This window comes from Inquilinus limosus, from assembly GCF_051487185.1.
GTDB lineage: Bacteria > Pseudomonadota > Alphaproteobacteria > DSM-16000 > Inquilinaceae > Inquilinus > Inquilinus limosus_F.
In genome coordinates this window covers 113455-135709 of sequence record NZ_JAHVDK010000018.1, presented here as the reverse complement: position 1 = coordinate 135709, position 22255 = coordinate 113455, and the positions used below count along the sequence as shown (strand labels likewise).

21 protein-coding genes are annotated in these 22255 nt (G+C 69.8%); 15 read left to right on the top strand and 6 right to left on the bottom strand.

The genetic code is table 11. The annotated features are described in order from the left end of the window. Positions 1 to 115: 115 nt before the first annotated feature. Positions 116 to 577, bottom strand: coding sequence for a MarR family winged helix-turn-helix transcriptional regulator (locus KXR53_RS20935; protein WP_437377202.1), 462 nt, complete (start codon positions 575 to 577; stop codon positions 116 to 118). 615 nt (positions 578 to 1192) lie between these two features. On the opposite strand from KXR53_RS20935, the gene KXR53_RS20930 reads away from it, so the two are divergent. The 4 genes from KXR53_RS20930 to KXR53_RS20915 all read left to right on the top strand — a co-directional run bounded on the left by KXR53_RS20930 (position 1193) and on the right by KXR53_RS20915 (position 5508). Continuing rightward, complete coding sequence (locus tag KXR53_RS20930) at positions 1193 to 2368, top strand: LeuA family protein (RefSeq protein WP_437377201.1); 1176 nt, start codon at positions 1193 to 1195, stop codon at positions 2366 to 2368. Between the two features lie 63 nt (positions 2369 to 2431). Continuing rightward, a complete protein-coding gene (locus KXR53_RS20925; RefSeq protein ID WP_437377200.1) occupies positions 2432 to 4174 on the top strand; it encodes a thiamine pyrophosphate-dependent enzyme in 1743 nt (580 codons plus the stop codon). A gap of 356 nt (positions 4175 to 4530) precedes the next feature. Continuing rightward, positions 4531 to 4659, top strand: coding sequence for an MEKHLA domain-containing protein (locus KXR53_RS20920; RefSeq protein WP_437377230.1), 129 nt, complete (start codon positions 4531 to 4533; stop codon positions 4657 to 4659). Positions 4660 to 4818: 159 nt separating this feature from the next. Further along, positions 4819 to 5508, top strand: a complete 690-nt coding sequence (locus KXR53_RS20915) for a hypothetical protein (RefSeq protein WP_437377199.1) — start codon at positions 4819 to 4821, stop codon at positions 5506 to 5508. A 154-nt stretch (positions 5509 to 5662) separates the two neighbouring features. On the opposite strand, the gene KXR53_RS20910 is transcribed toward KXR53_RS20915, so the two are convergent. Then, positions 5663 to 6574 (bottom strand): dihydrodipicolinate synthase family protein, encoded by a 912-nt coding sequence (locus KXR53_RS20910; RefSeq protein WP_437377198.1) that lies wholly within the window; start codon positions 6572 to 6574, stop codon positions 5663 to 5665. Between the two features lie 18 nt (positions 6575 to 6592). Then, positions 6593 to 8299 (bottom strand): IlvD/Edd family dehydratase, encoded by a 1707-nt coding sequence (locus tag KXR53_RS20905; protein ID WP_437377197.1) that lies wholly within the window; start codon positions 8297 to 8299, stop codon positions 6593 to 6595. Positions 8300 to 8458: 159 nt separating this feature from the next. Here KXR53_RS20905 and ftsH point away from each other — a divergent pair, with 159 nt between their 5' ends. Further along, positions 8459 to 10288 (top strand): ATP-dependent zinc metalloprotease FtsH, encoded by a 1830-nt coding sequence (gene ftsH / locus KXR53_RS20900; RefSeq protein WP_437377196.1) that lies wholly within the window; start codon positions 8459 to 8461, stop codon positions 10286 to 10288. 189 nt (positions 10289 to 10477) lie between these two features. Here the strand turns inward: ftsH and KXR53_RS20895 are convergent, their stop codons facing one another. Next, positions 10478 to 11443 (bottom strand): helix-turn-helix transcriptional regulator, encoded by a 966-nt coding sequence (locus tag KXR53_RS20895; RefSeq protein ID WP_437377195.1) that lies wholly within the window; start codon positions 11441 to 11443, stop codon positions 10478 to 10480. Positions 11444 to 11531: 88 nt separating this feature from the next. Between KXR53_RS20895 and KXR53_RS20890 the strand changes: the two genes are divergently transcribed. Further along, positions 11532 to 12065, top strand: coding sequence for a DUF1579 domain-containing protein (locus KXR53_RS20890; protein ID WP_437377194.1), 534 nt, complete (start codon positions 11532 to 11534; stop codon positions 12063 to 12065). Here the strand turns inward: KXR53_RS20890 and KXR53_RS20885 are convergent. Then, positions 12037 to 12840, bottom strand: a complete 804-nt coding sequence (locus tag KXR53_RS20885; protein WP_437377193.1) for a class I SAM-dependent methyltransferase — start codon at positions 12838 to 12840, stop codon at positions 12037 to 12039. The two genes, KXR53_RS20890 and KXR53_RS20885, sit on opposite strands and share 29 nt — an antisense overlap. Positions 12841 to 12980: 140 nt before the next feature. On the opposite strand from KXR53_RS20885, the gene KXR53_RS20880 reads away from it, so the two are divergent. Both KXR53_RS20880 and KXR53_RS20875 read left to right on the top strand, forming a co-directional pair. Continuing rightward, a complete protein-coding gene (locus tag KXR53_RS20880) occupies positions 12981 to 13475 on the top strand; it encodes a GNAT family N-acetyltransferase (protein ID WP_437377192.1) in 495 nt (164 codons plus the stop codon). Continuing rightward, the gene (locus tag KXR53_RS20875; RefSeq protein WP_437377191.1) at positions 13472 to 13981 is read left to right on the top strand and encodes a GNAT family N-acetyltransferase; all 510 of its coding nucleotides are present in this window, start codon (positions 13472 to 13474) and stop codon (positions 13979 to 13981) included. The genes KXR53_RS20880 and KXR53_RS20875 overlap by 4 nt, the downstream gene beginning before the upstream one ends. Here KXR53_RS20875 and KXR53_RS20870 read toward each other — a convergent pair. After that, positions 13972 to 14673, bottom strand: coding sequence for a glutathione S-transferase family protein (locus KXR53_RS20870; protein WP_437377190.1), 702 nt, complete (start codon positions 14671 to 14673; stop codon positions 13972 to 13974). The genes KXR53_RS20875 and KXR53_RS20870 overlap by 10 nt on opposite strands. A 99-nt stretch (positions 14674 to 14772) precedes the next feature. On the opposite strand from KXR53_RS20870, the gene KXR53_RS20865 reads away from it, so the two are divergent. The 7 genes from KXR53_RS20865 (at position 14773) to KXR53_RS20835 (ending at position 22184) form a co-directional block, all read left to right on the top strand. Continuing rightward, positions 14773 to 15366, top strand: coding sequence for a TetR/AcrR family transcriptional regulator (locus KXR53_RS20865; RefSeq protein ID WP_437377189.1), 594 nt, complete (start codon positions 14773 to 14775; stop codon positions 15364 to 15366). Between the two features lie 107 nt (positions 15367 to 15473). After that, positions 15474 to 16622, top strand: coding sequence for an ROK family protein (locus KXR53_RS20860; RefSeq protein ID WP_437377188.1), 1149 nt, complete (start codon positions 15474 to 15476; stop codon positions 16620 to 16622). A 56-nt stretch (positions 16623 to 16678) separates the two neighbouring features. Beyond that, positions 16679 to 17923, top strand: a complete 1245-nt coding sequence (locus tag KXR53_RS20855) for an ABC transporter substrate-binding protein (protein ID WP_437377187.1) — start codon at positions 16679 to 16681, stop codon at positions 17921 to 17923. 6 nt (positions 17924 to 17929) lie between these two features. Next, positions 17930 to 18853, top strand: coding sequence for a carbohydrate ABC transporter permease (locus KXR53_RS20850; RefSeq protein WP_437377186.1), 924 nt, complete (start codon positions 17930 to 17932; stop codon positions 18851 to 18853). Then, the gene (locus KXR53_RS20845) at positions 18850 to 19686 is read left to right on the top strand and encodes a carbohydrate ABC transporter permease (protein ID WP_437377185.1); all 837 of its coding nucleotides are present in this window, start codon (positions 18850 to 18852) and stop codon (positions 19684 to 19686) included. The genes KXR53_RS20850 and KXR53_RS20845 overlap by 4 nt, the downstream gene beginning before the upstream one ends. Positions 19687 to 19717: 31 nt before the next feature. Beyond that, the gene (locus KXR53_RS20840; protein WP_437377184.1) at positions 19718 to 20992 is read left to right on the top strand and encodes a Gfo/Idh/MocA family protein; all 1275 of its coding nucleotides are present in this window, start codon (positions 19718 to 19720) and stop codon (positions 20990 to 20992) included. Between the two features lie 10 nt (positions 20993 to 21002). Then, complete coding sequence (locus KXR53_RS20835; RefSeq protein WP_437377183.1) at positions 21003 to 22184, top strand: MFS transporter; 1182 nt, start codon at positions 21003 to 21005, stop codon at positions 22182 to 22184. The last annotated feature ends 71 nt before the right edge of the window (positions 22185 to 22255 follow it).

The following is a 22255-nucleotide window of genomic DNA, read 5'->3' as shown; positions in this document are numbered from 1 at the left end:
GAGCGGGTTTCCGACAACTGAGGCAGGCGCTGCGGGAGGTGGGATCGGGCGGATGTCCGAATATCAGTGTATATGCACGTATATGCCAGATATGGGAGTCTCGCGGCCATCGCGTTCACCCCCTGCCCACAGACTGAAAGCGCTCCAACGAGGACGTCAGCTGCGCGAGCTCTTCCGGCGGGAGGCTCGCCGTGACCGCCCGCTGGGCCTGATGCCAGCCTTCTTTGGCGCTGGCGAGGATGTCCTCGCCGGCTTCCGTCAGGGTGATGCGCCGCGCCCGCGCATCGCGCTCGTCGGTGGACACGCGCAGGAGCGCGCGCCGGGCAAGCGGCTTCAGGTTCTTGGTCAAGGTCGTGCGGTCCATCCCCAGCGCCTCCGCCAATTCGCTGATGGTCGGGGACCGAAGATGCTTGAGCGCGATGAGGACGGAGAACTGCCAGTTGTTGATCCCGAGCGACCGGAACGCTTCGTCGAAACGACGGCCGATGATCCGCCCCGCCCGCTGGATACGCTGGCACAGGCAGGTGCGGACGATGAGGTCGGCCGTTTCTTTGTCGAGTGCTTGCGAAGGCGTCATGCCGATTAAAATAGGTGTATATGAACGTATTGTCAAGGAGCACGATCTTGGATAGGTGTCGACCGGGACGGCTGCGGACGGCCGACGGCACCGCCATCAGCGGAAGTTCCGCCGGCATCCGCCCAGCGCTGCCGCTACGTGACCCTGGAAGGCGTCGCCCCTCGGGTGACGATCCCCTCGTCAACCTGCCCATCCTGGCCGCCTGACCTGAAGAGCGCGATCACACCCGCGCCTGAGCTACACCACCCCCAGGGACACGATCTCGGTGGTTGTCGAGGCGGTAAAAACTGAAGATTACTATAAAATTTGCACACTTTTTCCTTAAATATATTTCCCAAACATTCGAAAATTCATCGGACTATTCTAAAACGATATTGCTTTGACTCAACAATATCGAATCAGATAAATAATGACTGGCTGGAATAGGGAACATGATCCGTTCTGCACTCACTTTCATACGGCCTGTAAATAATCCTCATCCGACAGCCCATCTTCCACGTCGATTCGATCTATCCGAACGATGGATACGAATTGGTCGGGACAACTTGTGCCTCCTCGATCGGGTTCGAGCATGAAGTCTCGGAGAATAGTGGCGATCTGACTGGAGATCTGATCATGGCAATTGTTTCAACTCACAGGCCCCTGACGATCTTTGATACGAGCTTGCGCGACGGCGAGCAGGCACCCGGAAATGCCATGTCGCTGCAGCAAAAGCTGCGCATCGCCCGCGAACTCGAGGCGTTAGGAGTGAATACGATCGAGGCGGGATTCCCGGCGGCGTCGGACAATGACTTCGCCGCCGTGCGCGCCGTTGCAGATGTCGTGCGGGAGACCAGGATCTGCGCCTTCGCACGGGCCAGCAGCTCCGACATCGAACGCGCGGCCAAGGCGCTGGAGAACGCCCGGGCGGCGCAGATCGAAATCCTCGGTGTGGCGTCCGAGATTCACCTCCTCCACAAGCGCCAGATCACACGCCAGCAGGCGCTCGACGAGATCGAAAGCGCCGTTCAACTCGCCCGGCGGATCGGCTTCGACGACATCTGCGTCGCACCCGAAGACGCGACCCGGGCGGACCCGGAATTCCTCGGCTCGATGTGCGAGGTCGCCACCCGGGCTGGCGCGACGATGATCCTGATTCCGGACACCGTCGGCTGTCTCCTGCCCGGCCGGGTTCCGGCCCTGATCGATACCGTACGGGCGCGCGTGCCGCCGGAAGTCAAGCTGGCCATGCACGCCCATGACGATCTCGGCCTGGCCGTCGCCAACACCCTCGCGGCCGTCGAGTCGGGAATCGACGAGATCCAGGTGACGCTGTGCGGCATCGGCGAGCGCGCCGGGAATTGCGCCTTGGAAGAGGTCGTTGCCGCCCTGACAGCCCATCCTACGCATTTCAACCGATCGACGACCATCGACGTCCGCCGGGTCTACGCCGCCTGCCGGCTCCTCATCGAGAGCCTTCACCTGCCGATGGCGCGGGGCAAAGCCATCATCGGCGAGAACGCCTTTGCCACCGCCGCGGGAATTCACCAAGCCGCCATTATCCGGAATCCCCAGACCTATGAATTCCTGGAGCCGGAGATGTTCGGCGCCGAGCGCCGGATGGTGATCAGCCGCCATTCCGGCAGGCACGCGCTGAAGGCGAAGATCGAGGCGTTCGGCCTGTCGCCGACGCCTGGCCTCATCGAATCCATTTATCGAGAGCTGACGGCGTCGGAAGAGCCAGTGTGCAGCGACAGCAAGCTGCGCGCCCTGGTTCTGCAGAACACACTGGAATCCGCGCTGCCGGCCTGAATTAGAGCCCCTCCGACAAGCCTGGTTTGTCGCATCACAATTCCGTGAACACGAGGCGTTCGCATGGATATTCATGTTGCGGAGACCGTGACCGGTTACGAAGCCCTGGTGACGACATTGGAGTCTTGGGGCATCGAGTTCTGTGCAGGCGTCACCGGCGGCGGCGCCATCCGCCTGCTGCAGCATCTCTCGCCCCATTATCCAGGAGAGAATGCGGCCGACCGGCACGAGCCCGCCGGGATGCGCTTCCTGTCGCTCGGCGAATATTCGTCCGGCTTCGTTCCGCTCGGCAGCTATCTGGCGTCCGGCCGCATCGGCGCCTGCATCGCGACGACCGGCGCGGCGACCAAGCTGCTGGGCTGCGGCCTCAGCGACGCCAAGCTGCACGACATCCCGGCGGTCTACATCGTCCCCGCCTCGCCGGACTCGACCGAAGGGCTGTGCCCGCTGCAGGACACCAGCCGCCACGGCAGCAACATGCTGGCGCAGCTGCGCGCCGAGCTGCCGGACGGCGTCTTCGTGCTGGACGATGCCGCGACCATGGGCCGGCAGCTGCGGCACGCCCACGTCCGGCTGCAGCGCTGCAAGCCTGTGGTCCTCGTCCTGGACCACGAGGCGCTCAAGACCGGGATGGCGGCGGATCCGCATCGCGCGCCCCCGCAGCCTGATCCGGTCGCCGCATCGGCCGAAGCGTTCCTGGACGCGTTCTGCCAGCGCATCCGCGGCCGGCGCGTCGTCATCCTCGCCGGCGAGGAGCTGGCGCGGTATCCCGACGCGCCGCAGCTGACCTCCCGCCTGTGCGAGGCGCTGGGGGCGCCGATCGTCTGGAGCATCAACGGCGCCAACGGGGTCGAGCGCGGCAATCCCTACGGATACGGCTACATCTCCTTCGGCGGGAACGACGCCGCGATCCGGCTCTGGCGGGGCATCGGGGAGGACGACGTCCTGCTGGTGCTCGGGGCCTGCCCCGACGAGTACACGGTCAACCTGGCCCCCTATGCGGCCGGCGACACCTTCGTCCTGACCGGTCTCGAGGACGGCTACGGCCAGGTCGATGGCGGGTTCGGGCACCGCGCCGGCGGCGCCTACCGGCAGTTCGTCGCTCCTCTGGACGCGACGCTCCGGTCCCTGCTCGACCGCCTGGAGCGGCAGCCGCCGGAGACCCGCCGGGCCGGCCCGGCGCCGGGCAACCTCAACACACGCCGGCCGGGGGCGCCAAGGCCCGGCCATGTCGACATGGCCTCGCTGTTCCGGGCGCTGGATGCGCGCTGGCGACCGAACACCATCGGCTTCGACGACGTGTGCCTGGCCTACAAGGACCGGCAATACGTCGTCCAACGCCCGCACCCGCAGGCGCGCTTCTTTTCCCTCTATCGCGGCTCGGCCATGGGCAACGTGCTCGGCCTGGCCATCGGCGCCAAGCTCGCCGCGCCGGAAAGCCATGTCGTCGGCTTCACCGGCGACGGCTGCTTCCGGCTGTTCGCAGGCTATCTGGCGGAGGCCCGGGATCTGGGAATCCTGCTGTTCCTGCTCGACAACGCCAGCTACGGCATCATCGAGCAGGGAGTGCAAACGATCATCCCGGACGCGCCGGCCTCACGCCGCCACAACCGCCTGGTCGGGATGGACTTCGCCGCCATGGCCGGCGCGTGCGGCTGGCGGTCGGCGGCGCTTCGCCCCGACCTCGCCAATCTGGACGAGATCCTGGACGCCCATCACCACGGCGCCTTGACCTCCACCCTGGTCACGGTGCCGGTCGATTCCGGCCACATCCTCGGCATCAATCCCCGGGCCGGCAACCTGTGAAGACCCGCCTCGCCCAGCATCCCGGAGCCCATGCCGTGAGCCTGGCCCACGATCCCGACTTCCTGCGCCTCCTGGCCGGCAGCCATGCCCGGCTGGTCGGCACGCCGCTGCTGCCGGAGGAGGCCGGCGGCGATGCCGCCGTACAGGCGCGCTGGCTGTACGAGGCTGCGCCCTTCTGCGTGCTGGTGCACAACACCGACGCCGATCCCCCTTCGTCTATGCCAACCGAGCGGCCCAGGCCTGCTTCGAGTATCGCTTGTACGAGTTCACGACGCTGCCCTCCCGCCTCTCCGCCGAGGCGCCGGACCGGGCGGAGCGGCAGCGGCTGCTGGACGCCGTTACCCGCCGACGGATTCATCACCAGCTATCGCGACCTGCGCGTCGCCAAATCCGGCCGCCGCTTCTGGATCGAGAACGCCACCGTCTGGCGGTTGATCGACGAGGCCGGCACGTTGCACGGCCAGGCGGCGACCTTCCGGGATTGACGGGCGGTATAAAGAAGGGCCAACGCCTCGATAGCTTCCCTGGTGACGGTGGTCCGGTACCGGGAGTAAGGCTGCGGTCGTCCGAACCGCGTTCCACCGCGGTCGGGTAAACACAATGTGCAGTTGTGTTAACTCGTGCCTTTGTTCATGATATGTTCCATGGACATGGCGCAGACCGATGGCGAGGCGGGCGAGAGCCGGCCCTCCGATCCCGATCTGAACTGGACGGGATGGGCGCTGGACAAGCTGCGCGAGGTGGTCGACATCGACATTCGCAGCAAACGGATGACCCTGCAGCAGCAGTCGGTGACGCTGGCCGGGCCGAAGGAGCCGCCGGATTTCGCGCTGATGCAGTCGCGCCTGTCCCGCTCGATCCGGCTGTCGATCGCCATGGCCGAGCGGATCCGCGGCGACTACCTGCACCGCCGGGCCGAGGCCGAGGAGTCGGGGGCGCTGGAGCGCCGCCGGCGGCGGCGGGAGCAGGCCGTCAAGGCGGTGGTCGAGGCGGTCGCGGCCGCCGAGACCGCGGATCTCGCCGCGGCCGGCGAGACCGTCGATCCCGAGGAGACCGAACGGCTGCGGTCCGAAGTTTGGGAGAAGCTGACCGAGGACGAGGTGCTGGACGTGCAGCTCGACACCCTGTCGGCGGACGAATTCGTGCGCGAGGTCTGCCGCTGGCTCGGCCGCCGGCTGGATCCGAGCCGGCTGCCGCAGGGCTGGGACGACGTCGCCGGGGCCAATGACAACGCCGACCTGCCCGCGGAGACCGCCGAGGATTGGCCGCGGCCGCCGGACGAGCCCGATGCCGGCCGGCCCTTGCCGGCGCCGTCGAGCCCGGACACCAGCTGAGCGCTGTCTTTCGCCGAGACCGGCTGTCCCGACCATGAAACCGTCATGGCGAGCCCCGCAGGGGCGCGGCCATCCAGCGGCACCGGCTTCTGGATCGCCACGGCGCTGCGCGCCTCGCGATGACGTGTCTATCGGGCGAGCGGCGCTTGTGAAGTCAGCGCCCGTAAAGCCGCGGATACTCCGTCTTCGCCAGCGCCTCGCGCAGCGTCCGACGTTCCGCCTCGGTCAGGGGGCGCAGCGGCGGATGGGTCCGGCCCCAGGCAGGGTCGCCATGGATCTCGGCCAAAGTGTCCTTCACCGCCGCCACCAGAGTGACCGTGCTTAGCGCCGCGCGCACCGCCCCGGCGGCGGCGACCGCCTGCTTCGCCTCCGGGCTGCCGGCCCGGTGGAAGGCGGTCCGCGCCAGCGGGCCGGTGATATTGGTGGTGGCCGAGATGCAGCCGGCGAAACCGTGCTCCTGCGCCAGGCCCAGCGTGGCCTCGGAGCTCGGGAACACGGCGATGTCGGGCACCCGCTTCGCCAGCTCGGTCGAATAGACGATGTCGCCGGAGGAATCCTTGAGCCCCGCCAGCGTGCCCGGATGCCGCTCCGCCAGCCGCGCCACCACCTCGATCGGCCAGGGCACGCCGGTGTTCTGCGGGATATGATAGAGGTAGAGGCTGAGGTCATCGGCCCCGACCCGGCCGATCACCGTGTCGACGTATGCGGCCAGGCTCTCGTCGTCGATGCCCTTGTAGTAGAAGGGCGGCAGCAGCAACGCGCCGGCGAAGCCCAGCGCCTTGGCCGAGGCGGTCAGCCGCACCGCATCCTCCAACGCCGCAGCGCCGGTGCCGACCATGAAGCGGTCCATCGGCAGTCCGGACTCGGCCACCGCCCGCATTGCCGCCAGGCGCTGCTCGACCGAGAAGGAGGTCGCCTCGCCGGTGGTGCCGAGCAGGTTGACCCCGTCGCAGCCGCCCGCGCCCAGCAGCCAGCCGCAATGCCCGACCAGCCGGTCGTGGTCGATCGAGAGGTCCTCGCGCAGCGGCGTGGCGGCGGCAGCAATGACGCCGGTCAGTCTCGGCATGGAAGCATCCCCATCGGCTCAGCCGGCCTTGCGGCCGGGCACCAGGAAATCGAAATCACAGCCCTCGTCGGCCTGCAGCACGCTGTCATGGAACAGCCGGGCATAGCCGCGGTCCGGCGCCGGCTTGGGCGGCGGTGCCGCCGCGGCGCGGCGGGCCAGCTCGGCGTCGTCGACCAGCAGGTCGAGCCGCCGGCCGGCGACATCGAGCCGGATGCGGTCGCCGGTGCGCACCAGGGCCAGCGGCCCGCCGACCGCGGATTCCGGCGCGATGTGCAGCACGATGGTGCCGAAGGCGGTGCCGCTCATCCGCGCATCGGACAGGCGGACCATGTCCTTCACTCCCTGCTGCGCCAGCTTGCGCGGGATCGGCAGGTAGCCGGCCTCCGGCATGCCGGGCGCGCCCTTCGGCCCGGCATTGCGCAGCACCAGCACGTCCTCGGCCGCGACGTCGAGCTCCGGGTCGTCGATCCGCGCCGCCATGTCCTCGACCGAATCGAACACCACCGCCCGGCCGGTGTGCTGCAGCAGGGAAGGCGTCGCCGCCGACTGCTTGATCACCGCGCCGCGGGGGCAGAGGTTGCCCTGCAACACCGCCATCGCGCCCTGCGGCTTCAGCGGGTTGGCGCGCGGCCGGATCACGGTCTCGTCCCGCCATTCGCCCGGCTTCGGCAGCGTCTCGGCCAGGGGAACGCCGGCGACGGTCGGGACGGTCAGGTCCAGGAGGTCGCGCAGCTCCGCCAGCAGGTGCGGCACGCCGCCGGCGTGGTGGAAATGCTCCATGTAATGCGCGCCGGAGGGCTTGAGGTCGACCAGCACCGGCGTCTCGCGCCCGATCCGGTCGAACTCGGGATAGTCGATCGCCTGGCCGACCCGGCCGGCGATGGCGGCCAGATGGACCAGCCCGTTGGTCGACCCGCCCACCGCCTGCAGCGCCACCATGGCGTTGCGGAAGGCGCCGGGCCCCAGGATCTCCGACGGGCGCGGCCCGCCCGACACCGCCAGCCGCGCTGCCGCCTGCCCCGTCGCCTCGGCGCAGCGGATGCGGTCGGCATGGGTGGCCGGGATCGCGGCGGCGCCGGGCAGCGACAGGCCCAGCGTCTCGGCGATGATCGCCATGGTGCTGGCGGTGCCCATCACCATGCAGGTGCCGACCGAGGGCGCCAGCCGGCCGTTCACCGCCTCGATCTCCTGCTCGTCGATCTCGCCGGCCCGGTAGCGGCCCCACAGCCGCCGGCAATCGGTGCAGGCGCCCAGCACCTCGCCCCGGTGGTGGCCGACCACCATCGGCCCGGTCGGCAGCACGATCGCCGGCAGGTCGGCGCTGGCCGCGGCCATGATCTGGGCCGGCAGGGTCTTGTCGCAGCCGCCGATCAGCACCACCGCATCCATCGGCTGGGCCCGGACCATCTCCTCGGTGTCCATCGCCATCAGGTTGCGCAGGAACATGCTGGTCGGATGAGCGAAGGATTCGTGGATCGAGATGGTCGGGAACGCCATTGGCATGCCGCCCGCCAGCATCACCCCGCGCTTCACCGCCTCGACCAGCGCCGGCACGTTGCCGTGGCAGGGGTTGAAGTCGCTGTAGGTGTTGACGATGCCGACGATCGGCCGGTCCAGCGCGTCATCGGAATAGCCCATGGCCTTGATGAAGGCCTTGCGCAGGAACAGCGAGAATCCGGCGTCGCCGTAGCTGGTCAGCCCCTTCCGCAGGCCGCGCTTGTCCATGAAAGCCTTCCCGAGATGACGGTCGCGGCGGAGCCGCCGCACGACCGTCGAACCCTAGGCCGCGCCCCCCGATTGTTCAACGATCCCGCCGGCGTCCGATGGGACCGTTCCGGGACTTGGGGGTGTTTTCTAGAGGCGTGGCCCCGCGCGAGACACCACATGGACAAGACCCGCTTCCACCTCTGGTACTGGATTGCCGCCTTCTTCGGCATCCTGCTGCTGCAGTACCTGATCACCACCGGGCAGCAGGTGGCGACCATCCCCTACAGCGACTTCGAGCAGTATCTGCGCGACGGCAAGGTCACCGAGGTCGCCGTCTCCGACCGCTACATCCAGGGCACGCTGAAGGAGCCGCTGGAGGGCGGCCAGAGCCAGTTCGTCACCACCCGGGTCGAACCCGCCTTCGCCGAGGCGCTGCGGCAGCACGGGGTGCGCGTCACCGGCCAGGTCGAGAACACCTTCTTCCGCGACCTGCTGTCCTGGGTCCTGCCGGTGCTGCTGTTCTTCGGCTTGTGGGGCTTCCTGTTGCGCCGCATGGGCGGCATGGGCGGCGGGCTGATGCAGATCGGCCGCAGCAAGGCCAAGATCTATGTCGAGGCCGACACCGGCGTCCATTTCGACGACGTCGCCGGAGTGGACGAGGCGAAGGCCGAGCTGCAGGAGATCGTCACCTTCCTCAAGGACCCGAAGGAGTACGGCCGGCTTGGCGGGCGCATGCCCAAGGGCGTGCTGCTGGTCGGGCCGCCGGGCACCGGCAAGACGCTGCTGGCCAAGGCGGTGGCCGGCGAGGCCAAGGTGCCGTTCTTCTCGATTTCCGGCTCGGAATTCGTCGAGATGTTCGTCGGCGTCGGTGCGGCCCGGGTGCGCGACCTGTTCGAGCAGGCCCGGGGCCGGGCCCCGGCGATCATCTTCATCGACGAGCTCGACGCGCTCGGCCGCGCCCGCGGCATCGGCCCCTTTGGCGGCCATGACGAGAAGGAACAGACGCTGAACCAGCTGCTGGCCGAGCTCGACGGCTTCGATTCCTCGACCGGCCTGGTGCTGCTGGCCGCCACCAACCGGCCGGAGATCCTGGACCCCGCGCTGCTCCGCGCCGGCCGCTTCGACCGGCAGGTCCTGGTCGACCGGCCCGACAGGCTGGGCCGCATCCAGATCCTGAAGGTGCATCTGCGCAAGGCGAAGCTGGCGCCGGATGTGGACCCGGAGAAGATCGCCGGGCTGACCCCCGGCTTCACCGGCGCCGACCTCGCCAACCTGGTCAACGAGGCGACGCTGCTGGCGACGCGGCGCGGCGCCGAGGCGGTGACGATGGAGGATTTCAACAACGCGGTGGAGCGCATCGTCGCCGGCCTCGAGAAGCGCAACCGGCTGCTGAACCCGCGCGAGCGTGAGATCGTCGCCTATCACGAGATGGGCCACGCCCTCGTCGCCATGGCCCTGCCGGGCACCGACACGGTGCACAAGGTCTCGATCATCCCGCGCGGCGTCGGCGCCCTCGGCTACACCATCCAGCGCCCGACCGAGGACCGCTTCCTGATGACGCAGGAGGAGCTCGAGACCAAGATGGCGGTGCTGCTGGGCGGCCGGGCGGCGGAGTGGATCGTGTTTCGCCATCTCTCCACCGGCGCCGCCGACGACCTGGCCAAGGTGACCGACATCGCCCGCGCCATGGTCACGCGCTACGGCATGTCGAAGAAGCTCGGCCATATCGCGCTGGAGAAGGACCAGCGCTCTTTCCTCAGCCCCAACCCGTTCATCGACGGGCCGCACGAGCGCAACTTCTCGGATGAGACCGCGTCGGCGATCGACGCCGAGGTGCGGCGGATCGTCGACGCCGCCTTCGACCGCACGGTCGGGATCCTGACCGAGCGCCGCGCCCTGCTCGACCGCACCGCCAAGCGCCTCTTGGAGAAGGAGACGCTCGACGCCGCCGAGCTCGCCGCCCTGACCGGCGCGGAGATCCCGGCGAAGACGGGCACGGAGGGCTAGGCGGACCGGCCGGTGCCGCCCCCTCACCCGAAATCGCTGTCGCGATTTCGACCTCTCCCCGAGGAGAGGTGAAGGGGCCGCAGCTTCTATTCCCCTCTCCTCGGGGAGAGGGAGGGGCCCATTCGCGACAGCGAATGGGAGGGTGAGGGGGACTCGATGCGGCCGTTGAATATAGACCGGAGTCGCGGCTCAGCCCGCATCCCGATACAGCGCCGCCACCCGCCGCGCGCCCTCGGCCAGGGCCTGGCGCAGCTCCGGCGGGTCCAGCACCTCGATCGTGTCGGTGAAGCCGAGCAGCAGCCGGGCGGCGTGGCCGATGCCCTCGATCGGCACCGTCGCCCGCCGCCAGCCCACCGCATCCGGCTGCGCCTGCCGGATCGCATCCGCCGCGTCGGCGCCGAGCCGGTCGAGCAGCGGCAGCGCCTCCGGCGACACGCGCAGCACCGCCTCGCCCCGGCGCAGCTCCTGGGCGAAGCGCTGCAGCGACTCCCGCCACTGCGCCGCCAGGTCGAAGCCGGCGGGGTAGTCGAACGTCTCGGGCAGGATGTCGAGGTCCAGCACCTTGGCCACCTTGTAGGTGCGGATGTCGGACCCGATCCGCGCCATCAGGTACCAGGCGCCGGCCTTGAGCACGAGGCCGAGCGGGTCGACCGTCCGCCGCACCGTGGCCGACCAGCTCTCGTAACGGATCACCAGCCGCCGCTGGCCCCAGACCGCCCGTGCGATCGCCGGCAGATGCACTGGCGGCTCGGCGCGCCGGTACCAGTCGACCGGGTCGAGGTGGAAGCGGTCGGCGACCCGGGCCGCCCCCTCCCCCGCTGCGGGCGGCACCGCCGCCAGCAGCTTCAGCCGGGCCATGGCCAGCGGCTCGGCCAGGCCGAGCTCCGCCGCCGGGCCGGGCAGACCGGCCAGCAGCAGGGTCTCGGCCTCGCCGGCGGTCAGCCCGGTCAGCCGGGTGCGGTAGCCATCGAGCAGCGCGAAACCGCCGCCCGGCCCGCGATCGGCATAGACCGGCACGCCGGCGGCGGACAGCTCGTCGATGTCGCGGTAGATGGTGCGCACCGAGACCTCGAACTTTGCCGCCAGCGCCTGCGCGGTCAGCCGGCCGCGGGACTGCAGCAGCAGCAGGATCGACAGCAGGCGGTTGGCGCGCATGAAGCGAGCATAGCCGAAATCCTGACACGGGGTGTCAGTCGGACACCGGCATCATCCGTCGCATCGCCATTCCATCATGGAGAGACCGATGCCCGCGCTGTTCGCCAAGCCCGCCCCCGGCACCGACCCCAGCGTCCCCGACTCGCCGCGCGACGGCCGCGACGACTTCGAGCCCCTGTTCGGCCGCTGGGCGGTATCGCACCGCCGGCTGCGCCGGCGCCTGGCCGGCGACACCCATTGGGACGAGTTCGCCGGAGCCTCGGAGATGCGCCCGCTGATCGGCGGCCTGGGCACGATCGATGACAACATCATCGAGCTGCCGGCCGGACCCTATCGCGCCGCCACGCTGCGCCTGTTCGATCCGGAGACGAAGCTGTGGTCGATCTGGTGGTTCGATGGCCGCAGCCTGCACATGGACGAGGCGCCGCTGCGCGGCCGGTTCGAGAACGGCGTCGGCACCTTCTTCGCCGACGACGTCTGGGAGGGCACGCCGATCCGGGTGCGCTTCATCTGGTCGGAGATCACCGGGCATTCGGCGCGGTGGGAGCAGGCCTTCTCCACCGATGGCGGCGAGAGCTGGGAGACCAACTGGATCATGCGCTTCGAGCGGACCGGGCCGTGACGGCCCAGGCCCGCGCGCCGAGGCGGATGGGGCTGCCGGTCCCGAGCATCCCGGCCAGCTGCGCCTTCAGAGCGGCACGACGCTCCTCCGGCAGACCGACGCAGTAGCTGGGCGCCGGCCCCGCGCCAAGCGTGAAGGGCTGCCAGAACGCCTCGAAATCCGGGAAGACGGTCTCGATCTCGATCGGCTCGACCGCCACCGATCGGAAGCCCGCCTCGCGGCACAGTGCGGTCAACCCGTCCCGCGTGCAGAACGGGAATCGCTGGCCCTCGTCCGGGGCGCCGCTCTGCAGCCCCAGCTCGGCGACCGCTTTCCAGAAGGCGTCGATGAAGCCCATCCCGCCGCCGGGATAGTCCCAGACGTAGAAGGCCAGCAGCCCGTCCGGCCGCAGCACCCGCCGCATCTCGGCCAAGGCCGCCGGCCGGTCCGGGATGAAGTTCAGCACCAGGGCCGAGGCGACGACGTCGACGCTCGCCTCGGCCGCGGGCAGGCTCCGGGCGTCCGCCACCTCGAAGCGGACGCGCGTGTCGTCGATCGTCGAGCGGGCATGGGCGACGAAGTCGGCCGACGGATCGATCGCCAGGACCGACCGCGGCGCGGCGTCGGCCAGGATGGTCGCGGTCAACGCCCCGGTGCCGCAGCCGATCTCCAGCCAATCGGCGTCCCGCGGCGGTGCCAGCCAGGCAATGAATCTCGCCGCGATCCGCCGGCTCCAGCGGCCCATATACTGCTCGTAGCTCTGCCCCGCCCGCCACGCATCGGATCCGGCAGCCATGACATCCTCCACCTCGGTTCGGCAGAGCTCGCCGCCTTCAGCATAGTCCCGAACCGGCCCGCTGGACATCCGCCGAGCCGCGCCGTTGCGCTCTCCGGCCGTCCGTGGTCTGGTCCCCGTCGGATCGGCGGAGGCGCGACATGATCAGGGACCAGCAGCCCGGGGACGATGCGGCGGTGCTGCGCCTCGTCGAGGAGGCCTTCCGCGGCCGTCCCTACAGCGACGGGCGCGAGCCGGCGATCCTCGACGCCCTGCGCCGGGCCGGCGTGCTGGCCCTGGCGCTGGTCGCCGAGGAAGAGGGCGAGATCGTCGGCCAGGTCGCCTTCTCGCCCGTCACCATCGACGGCGCCTTCCGGGATTGGTACGGGCTCGGTCCCGTCGCCGTCCGCCCCGACCGGCAGGGACAGGGCATCGGCCAGGCCCTGATCCGCGCCGGCCTCGACCGGCTGCGCGCCCTCGGCGCCCGCGGCTGCGTCCTGGCCGGCGCGGCCGGCTACTATCGCCGCTTCGGCTTCGCCGCCAACCCGAGGCTCCGCTCGCCGGGCATCCCGCCCGAACACTTCCTCGTCCTGCCCTTCGGCGCCGAAGTGCCGAGTGGGACCGTCGAGTTCCACCAGGCCTTCGAGTCGGAATGACCATCCTGCACACGCCCCGGCTGCGGCTCGAACCCTATGCGGAGCGGCACTTCGAGGGCTTGCTCGCTTTGAACTCGGACCCGGCAGTGATGCGCTATGTCGGAGGCATCACCGACACGGCCGAGGATGTCCGCGCCGGCATCGCCCGGGTGCAGTCGCGCTGGGCAGCCCAAGGCTTCTCCTGGTGGGCGATCCTGCCGGCCGGCTCGGATGAGGTGATCGGCGCCGGCTGCGTCCAGCACATCGAGAACGATCCGGCCCAGCCGCTGGAGATCGGCTGGCGGCTTCGGCCGGACCACTGGGGCCAGGGGCTGGCGACCGAGGCGGCGCGGGCGATGGCCGACTTCGCCTTCACCACTCTCGGGGCCCCCTGCCTCTACGGCGTGGCCGATCCCCGCAACGCCGCCTCGATCCGAGTGATGCAGCGGCTCGGCATGCGCAATGTCGGCCTGCAGCGGCACTACGGCACCGAATGCGCGGTCTGGCGGCTGGACGCTCAGCCTTGAGCGCAGGGCGCCGCCCGGGCCATGCCGCCGAAGGCATCGAGCAGCCGGTCGCGCCAGGCGAAGACCGGGTCGCCCGGCTGCAGCAGTTCGACCGGGCTGGTGCAGCGGGCCCACATGAACATGCCAAACACGCAGTAGTCGGCATAGGCCGGCTGCGGCCCGGAGAGGAACGGGTCCTGCGCCAGCGCCCGGCGCAGCGGCATCAGCACCTGATTCAGGGCCGCCATATGGGCCGGCCGGTCGGCCACCACCTCCTCCAGCCTCTGCCCGAAGCGCTGCTCGCGCGACGTCCGGAAGTAGTCGCGGTCGCGCTCGTCCAGGCAGTTCGGGATGTCCGCCAGGATGATCCGCACGATGGCGGGCAGCAGCGCGGTGTCCGCCCAGCCGTTGACGAAGCGCGCCAGCGGGATCGCCGCGCCGCCGCCGAACAGCGACGGCCGGTCCGGGAACCGCTCCTCCAGATGCAGCGCGATCCGCCAGGAATCGCAGACCGTCTCGCCGTCATGCACCAGCACCGGCACCAGCCCCTGGCCGGAGAAGGCGATCGCCTCCTTCTCGGTGAAGCGCCAGGGCACGCGGTCCGCCTCCAGCCTCTTATGGGCCAGGGCCATGCGGGTCTTCCAGCAATGCGGACTGAAGCGCAGCGCCGCATCGGCGCCGGCAAGCTCATAGAGGGTGAGGGTGTCGGGCATCGCCTTGCCTGTCGCAGTCTGGCCGCCGGGGAATCGCACCGGTATCTTTGACATCGGCGTCAAGTTTGACAACCCCGTCAAGAATGATCCGGAGCGGCCATGGCCGGTGTGAGGCAGTTCGATGAGCAGGCGATGCTGGCGGAGGCGCTGGAGGTGTTCCGGCGCAAGGGCCTGCGCGCCACCACCATGCAGGACATCGCTGAGGCGACCGGGGTCCTGCGCGGGTCGCTCTACAACGCCTATGGCGGCAAGGAGGAGATCTTCCTGCTGGCCTTCGACGCCTATGTCGGGCGGTTCCTGGCCGGCGCCCGGCAGGCCCTGGACTCGACGCCGGATCCGGAGCAGGGGCTGCGGGCGCTGTTCGACACCGCGATCGCCAGCATGACCGGCGGCTCGCCGGCGCGCGGCTGCCTGAGCACCAGGACGGCGACCGAGCCGGCAGCGCTGGAGGATCCGCGGCTGCAATCCCGGCTGCGGGGGATGCTGGACGAGCTGCGCCGCATCGTCCTGGCCGCGCTGTCGACCGAGGCCGCCCGAGCCCGGCTTGCGGTGACACCGGACGAAGCTGCGGACCTGGTCGTCACCTTCACCCGCGGCCTGGCGGTGATGGAGCGCATCTACCAGGATTCGGCCCAGCTGGAACGGATCGCGGCGGCGCTGGTGCAGACGCTGCTCCGGGATCCTCGCGCCTGACTTATTTCTGAAATCGAAATTATCCACCTTGCCTGCCCTTTCTGCATGAAATATGAGTCCCATCAGACGCCGCCCTCGGAAACGAAGGGCAGCGCAGCGGGGGCAAGATGCAAGGCACGGGAGAGCTGGATCTGCGCGGGCGCTGGGGCGACGCCTCGGAGCTGTTGCGCCTGATCCACCGCCGCGGCGGCGCCAGCCGGATCGAGGCGGCACGCGCGCTCGGCCTCAGCGCCTCGGCCGTGACTCCCCTGGTCCGCAGCCTGATCGGCCACGGCCTCTTGCGCGAGACCGGCGCCAAGGCGTCCGGCGGCGGCCGGCCGCGGGTGATGCTGGACCTCAACCCGGATTACGGCACCCTCCTGGGCCTGCATCTCGGCCCCGATGCCGCGCAGCTGGTCATCGCCGACCTGGCCGGCGCGCCGAAGCAGAGCCCGATCCCCCTGCCCGCCCCGGCCAATGACGACCCGGCACCGCTGGTCGACGCGCTCGACCGCCTGCGCCGCAGGGGCGATCCCGGCTGGGACATGCTCGCCGCCGGCGGCGTGGTGCTGGGCGAGGTCGGGCCGCGCCGGGCCGAGGTGGTCGGCACCGGCCAGCGCCTGACCGCGGCGCTGCAGGACGCCTTCGGCATCGGCGTCGCGGCCGAGACCCCGTCCAACGCCATCGTCGTCGCCGAGCGCATGCTGGGCCTCGCCCGGGCCTACGAGAACTACGCCGTGGTCAGCCTGCAGAACGAGATCGGCTCCGGCATCTCGATCAACGGCGACGTCTATCGCGGCAAGGGCCAGGCCGGGGAGATCGGTCACCTGTCGCTGGCCCCCTATTCCGGCGCCGCCTGCCGCTGCGGCAAATGCGGCTGCCTGGCCTCGCTGGCCTCGCTCTCCGCCATCTCGCGCCAGGCGCTGAAGCGCGGCCTGTCCGACGACATCGCGGTGCTGGCGCAGATCGCATCTCAGGGCGATCCGGAGGCGATCGAGATCTTCGACTGCGCCGGCCGCTGGATCGGCCAGGCCCTGGCCCAGGTCGCCAACCTGTTCGACCTGGAGGCGATCGTGTTCCGGGCGCCGCAGCCGGCCCTGAACATCTACCTGCTGAAGGCGCTGAACGAGAGCTTCCGCGCCCATGGCTACAATTTCGACGAGTGCCGCACCGGTCTCGTCATCAGCCCCGACGAGGGCGACGGCTATCTGCGCGTCGCGGTCGGCCTGGCGCTGGACCTGCTGCTGCGCCGGGGCGGGATGAGACGCCCGCCCTGATCCCCGCCGGGGATCGGGGCTAGCCAAGCAACACCAGCCAGCCACGGGAGGCTAACATGAACCTGCGCAACATGCGGCTCGGGCCGAGCCTTTGCATCCTCGCGATCACCGCCGGCCTCGCCGGGCCGGCCCTGGCCGAGACCGCCGAGATCCGCTTCTTCATCCCCGGCGCCAGCGACGAGGTCAGCCAGAGGACCCTGCCCGCCTTCATCGCCGATTTCGAGGCCAAGAACCCCGACATCAAGGTGAAGGTCGAGGGCGTGGGCTGGGACGAGGCATTCCAGAAGCTGTCGACCGACTTCATCGCCGGCCGCGCCGCCGACGTCGTCTATATCGGCACCCGCAACGTCGCCGAGTTCTCGATGATGGGCGCGATCCAGCCGGTCGACGGGCTGGTCGACGCCGAGACGCTGGGGCGGATCCCGGAGACGCTGCGCGCCGCGGCGCAGTTCGGCGGCAAGCAGATGGCCGCGCCGATGGCGTTCTCGACCCAGGCCCTCTACTACCGCACCGACCTGATCCCGACCCCGCCCAAGACTTGGGACGAGCTGGTGGCCGTGGCCAAGGCGGTGATGGAGAAGAACCCCGGCATGTACGGCTACGCCACCTCGGCGGCCGCCCATGTCACCCTGGTCAGCCAGTTCCTGAACTTCGTCTACCAGAATGGCGGCGAAGCCTTCGACGCCTCGGGCGAGACGAAGATCAACAGTCCGGAAGCGGTGGGCGCGCTGCAGTTCTATGTCGACCTGTTTCAGAAGGACAAGGTCGTGCCCAACCCGCTGGAGCTGAACCGCGAACAGCACCCGCCGCTGTTCGCCCAGGGCAAGATCGCGATGATGGTCAGCGGCCCCTGGGGCCGGTCGATCATGGGGCTGGACCCCGACAACAAGACCGCGCCCTACGCTGTCGCCCCGCTGCCCTGCGGCAAGGTCTGCAAGGGCGAGCAGGTGTCGGACAGCCTCGCCATCTCGGCCAAGAGCCAGCATCCCGAGGCGGCGGGCAAGTTCGTCGCCTATCTGCTGCAGCCGGACGTGCATGCGAAATGGGACGACCAGCGCGGGCTGGTGCCGCTGCTGGCGGAGGAGGAGCAGCTCGACACCTTCAAGACGCCGTTCTGGCAGACCTTCATCGGCATGAAGGCAAACGGCTTCGCCCAGCCGACGCCACGGGCCTGGCAGCCCTTCGAAAAGATCCTGGTCGAGGCGGTGCAGTCGGCGATCCTGGGCAAGGCGACGCCGCAGGAGGCGCTGGACGCGGCGGCGGAGAAGATCCGCAAAGCCCGCATCGAACCGCGCGCCTGACCCCCCGTGGTCGCGCTCGCCACCACCGTATCGCGTCGGGCGCCCCGCGCCCGGCTCTGGTCGTCCGATAAGGCGCCGTGGCCGTATCTGGCGCTGCCGCTGCTGCTGATCATCGCATTGCTCGGCGTGCCGGTGCTGCGGATCTTCTGGCAGTCGGTGCACCATGTGGTGCTGACCGCACCCTGGGAGGGCAACGACTTCGTCGGGGCCGAGAACTTCCTGGCGCTGGTGCAGGAGCCGGCCTTCCTGCGGACGCTGCAACTGACGGTCGTCTGGACCGCCTGCTCGGTGGGGATGAAGCTGCTGGTCGGCCTGGGCGGGGCGCTGCTGCTGCACCGCCCCTTCCCCGGCCGCAAGGTCTATCTGGCACTGCTGCTGTTGCCCTGGGTGACGCCCGCGGTGATCGCCGCCATCTCCTGGCGCTGGGTGCTGGACGGCCAGTCCGGCTGGATCAACGCGGTGCTGCTGGTGACCGGCGCGATCCGCGAGCCGATGTCCTTCCTGGGCCAGGAGACCACGGCCTTCATCGCCACGGTGGTGGTCGATGCCTGGCTCGGCATCCCCTTCATGGTGGTGACGCTGATGGCCGGGCTGCAGCGCATCCCGGACGATTATGTCGAGGCAGCGCGGATCGACGGCGCCCGGCCGGTCCAGATCTTCCGCCGCATCACCCTGCCGCTGCTGCGGCCGGTGCTGATGACCTGCGTGCTGCTGTCGACGGTCTGGACCTTCAACTCCTTCCAGGTGATCTGGCCGCTGACCAAGGGCGGCCCGGCCGGCGCCACCGCCACCCTGCCGATCCAGATCTACGAGACCGCCTTCGGCACCTTCGACTTCGGCACCTCCTCCGCCATGGCCGTGGTGGTCTTCGCCATCCTGATGACGGTGTCGCTGCTGTACTGGCGCGTGCTGAAGGGGGGCGAGGAATGACGGCCCGGCGCCTCCTGCCCGAGGCCGGACGGCACGGGGCCCTGATCCTGCTGCTGGGCTTCCTGCTGCTGCCGGTCTGGGTGATGGTGAAGACCTCCTTCACCCCTTATGAGCGGCTCTATGTCTGGCCGCCGGAGTTCCTGCCGCTCAGCCTGGATCTCGGCAACTATGCCCGTGCCCTGTTCGGCCAGTACCGGGTGGTCGAGGCCCTGGGCAACAGCCTGGTCATCGCCGGGGCCACGGCCGCGATCTCCACAAGCTTCGGCTTCTTCGGCGCCTACGGGCTGGCGCGGTTCCGCTTCACCGGCCGCACCACGCTGCTGTTCCTGGTCCTGGCGACGCAGATGCTGTCGCCGGTCGTCATCGTCATCCCGCTCTACGAGGCCATGATCGCGGCCGGGCTGCTCGATACCTACCTGTCGGTGATCCTGTGCGACACCGCGCTGGCCACGCCGATCGCGATCTGGCTGCTGCACGGCTTCCTGCTGGGCATCCCGCGCGAGTTGGAGGAAGCGGCGATGGTCGACGGCTGCTCCCGCCTCCGAAGCCTGTGGCACATCATCCTGCCGGTGGTGCGGCCCGGCCTAGCGATGACCGTGATCTACACCTTCATCCACGCCTGGAGCGACCTGATCTTCCCGCTGGTGATGCTGACCGACGACGGCAAATGGCCGGTCACCCTGGCCCTGACCCGCTTCGTCGGCGAGAACGTGATCCGCTGGGACACTCTGATGGCTGCCGGCGTGGTCACCACTCTGCCCGCCGCGATCCTGTTCGCCCTGGTCCAGAAGCACTTCACCCGCGGCCTCGTCGCCGGCGCGGTGAAGGGATAACTCCATCGTTCGAGCCTGAGAGCCAAGACCGATGTCCAAATCTTTGAAATCCCAGCAGATCCGCGTCGCCGTGATTGGCGCGGGCAACCGCGGCATCGAGGCCTATGGCGACTACATCCGCCGCCGGCCCGACCTGGCGCGGATCGTCGCCATCGCCGATCCACGGGCCGACCGCCTGCGGGATGCCGCCGCCCGTCACGGCCTGGGCCCGGAGCATCTCTATGCCGACTGGCGCGACCTGCTGGAGCGGGAGACGGAGCTGGACGCGGTGCTGATCACCACGCCGGACGCGCTGCATCTGGAGCCGGCGCTGGCCGCAATCCGCCGCGGCCTCGGCATCCTCTTGGAGAAGCCGATATCGCCGACCGAGGAGGAGACGCGCATCCTGGCCGAGGCGGCGCGGGAGACCGGGGCCGACGTCACCGTCGCCCATGTGCTGCGCTACACGGCCTTCTTCTCGCGCATCAAGGAGATCCTGGACCGCGGCGTGATCGGCCGGCTGGTGACGCTGCGCCAGACCGAGCACATCGGCTACTGGCACTTCGCCCACAGCTTCGTCCGCGGCAACTGGCGGCGGGAAGCGGAATCGAGTCCGCTGATCCTGGCCAAGACCTGCCACGACCTCGACATCATCCGCTGGCTGGCCGGGGCGCCCTGTCTCGAAGTGTCCTCCTACGGCTCTCTGGCCCATTTCCGGCGCGAGAACGCACCCGACGGATCGACCGACCGCTGCGATGAGGGCTGCAAGGTCGAGCGAACCTGCCCCTACTCCGCCCAGCGCATCTATCTCGAGAAGTTCAAGCCGGCCGACGCCTGGCCGCACAAGGTGCTGAGCCTCGACACCTCACCCGACGGCATCCGCGCCGCGCTGCGCGACGGCCCCTACGGCCGCTGCGTGTACCGCTGTGACAACGACGTGGTCGACAACCAAGTGGTGGCGATGCGCTTCGCCAACGGCGTCAGCGCCACGCTGAATGTCAGCGCCTTCACCGCCGAGAACACCCGGACATTGCATCTGATGGGCACCCATGGCGAGATCGCCGGGCATCTGGAGAAGAACGAGATCACGGTGATCGACTTCCGCACCGACGACGTCACCACGATCCGGCTGACCGTGCCCGAGGACAGCGGGCATGGCGGCGGCGACGATCGGCTGATGGCCGAGTTCCTGGGCCGGCAGATCCAGCGCCGCGGCCGCAGCCAGGTGAATGTCGCCCTGACCTCGCTGGAGGAATCGCTGGACAGCCACTTCATGGCCTTCGCCGCCGAACGCTCCCGCCACACCGGCACCGTGGTCCGGCTGTGACGGGGCAGCCTTGAGCGACGGCGCGACGGGCGGGACCGAGGTGCGGCCCGACCACGGCCGGCTGCGCGCGGTCGCGGCCCTGTCGGCGCATTACGGAGTCAGTGGCATCCTGACTCCCTACCTGCCGGTGTGGCTGGCGGCGAGCGGGCTTGCGGCCGATGCGGTCGGCTGGGCGGTGGCTGCCGGCTTTGCCCTGCGTGCCGTCTGCATTCTCGGCTTCGGCATGGTCGCGACCTTGCTGCTGCCGGCCGGCGCCCTGGCCGCCGGCGCAGCCCTGGCCGCCGCGGCAGTGTTGGTCGTGGCGGCGCTGATCGGCGATCCCGGCGCCATCGGGCTGCTGTCGGTGCTGGCGGTCGGCCTCGTCTACGGCTCGATCCCGCTGATCGAGAGCTTCGCCAACACCGTGGCGCTGCGCGGCGGCCACGGCTACGGCCGGATGCGGGCCTGGGGATCCTTCGCATTCCTGATCGGCAATGTCGGCATGGGCGCGCTGCTGGTGCTGCCGAACGGCACGGCGCTGCTGCCCTTCGTCACTGCCGCCCTTCTGCTGTGCCTGTGCCTCGCGGTGCTGGGCCCTTCCTGGCAGCCGCCGACGCCGCGCCTCGACCCGCGCGCCGGCGCCGCGGCGCTGGCCGTGGCGGCGCCGCTGCTGGCCCCGGCCCTGCTGCTGCAGGCGTCGCACGCTTTCTACTACTCCTTCGGCACGCTCTGGTGGATCGACCATGGCGTCGGCAAGGGCAGCACCGGGCTGGTCTGGGGCGCCGCCGTCGCCGCCGAGGTCCTGGTCTACCGCACCGCCGCCCACCGGCTGGAGCGGATCCCGCCGGCGACCTTGCTGGCCGCCTGCTGCCTGGTCGCGATCGGCCGCTGGCTGCTGCTGGCGCTCGACCCGCCCCTGCCGCTGATCATCCTCAGCCAGTTCGGCCACGCCATGACCTTCGGCGGAGCCTATCTGGCGGCGCAGACCGTGATCCGCACGCGGATCCGGCCGGAGCTGCACTACATGGCCCAGGCCGGCTACGCCTTCCTGACCAGCTTCATCGGCCTGGCCGGGGCCACCGCGCTGATCCCTTGGGCGCTGCGGGTCACCGGGGCCGATCCCTGGCTGCTGATGGCCGCCATCGCCGCGGCGGCGCTGGCCTGGCTGGGGCTCGCCCGTCTCGCCGGGCTGCGCCGGGTGCCGGCGCCCTGAGGCCCCGGAGTCACGGACGGCTTTCTCCCGTCGGTGAAGCAGGCTAAAACACCGCCCGCCTGCCGATCCTT